1 protein-coding gene and 1 pseudogene are annotated in these 846 nt (G+C 61.7%); one reads left to right on the forward strand and one right to left on the reverse strand.

What is annotated here, in order from left to right:
* A pseudogene (locus EN964_RS35915) lies at positions 1 to 285 on the forward strand (3-oxoacyl-ACP reductase); the annotation flags it as partial.
* A gap of 129 nt (positions 286 to 414) precedes the next feature.
* On the opposite strand, the gene EN964_RS35920 reads toward EN964_RS35915, so the two are convergent.
* A partial coding sequence (locus EN964_RS35920; RefSeq protein WP_164776519.1) for a GNAT family N-acetyltransferase occupies positions 415 to 846 on the reverse strand: 432 nt, incomplete at its 5' end.

The raw sequence follows: 846 nt of genomic DNA on the forward strand, positions 1-846 counted from the left end.
GGACAGGGCAGCGTCTGCAACAACACGACCGGCATGCGCGAGGTCTACCGCGGCAGCAAGGCCGCCTTGAACCAGTATATGCGCTGCTACGCAGCCCGGCACGCGGGCGAGGCCCGTTCGATGGTCCTGATGGCGCCGGGCTGGGTTCGCACGGAGTTGGGCGGCCCGGGCGCACGGCTCACCATCCAAGAGAGCATTCCCAGCCTTGTGAACGTGCTCCTCGCAAAACGGGGAAACCCCGGCCTGGAATATCTTGACTATCTCGGCCGCACCGTTCCCTGGTGAAATCGCGGGCTGTGATGAAGTTCATCGGCATCGAAGATGTTAAGCTAGGCCAGCTGTTGTAAAAGGAGAGGGCTCTGACCACCGATCAAGCTGAAATCCACTATAAATCAGCATGATGCGAATAAACCCTCATACGGTCTTCCGGCTCCTTGACGCAAATATCAGCAGCGTTCCGATCCGCTCGTAGCCCATCCGGGGATAAAGCAGCGCCCCGGCGTGGGTTGCAGCCAGCGCCGAGTACCTCGACCCACGCGCCCGATCGTCGTGCAACATTCTCGACATCAAAGCCTGGCCAATGCCGCGACGCCGGTGCGACGGCTCGACATACATGCTCGAACACCATGTGGCTCCCAGGGCATCAAGGCTGCGTACGCGCCCAACGATATCGGCGCCATCGACTGCCACATACTGACGGAATGGCGCGCTGTCGCCGAGCAAATCGTCTGGGATCGGCTGCCTGCGGATGATCTTTCCCAACTGCGCCGCCCGTTCGGCTGTCTGCACGCGTTCGATCGAAGCAACCGCCGGCGGGCTGGGAATGCGGCGCAATCGGTGGACGAA

Source organism: Mesorhizobium sp. M7A.F.Ca.CA.001.10.2.1 (assembly GCF_003998575.1).
In the GTDB taxonomy this organism is placed as follows: Bacteria; Pseudomonadota; Alphaproteobacteria; order Rhizobiales; family Rhizobiaceae; genus Mesorhizobium.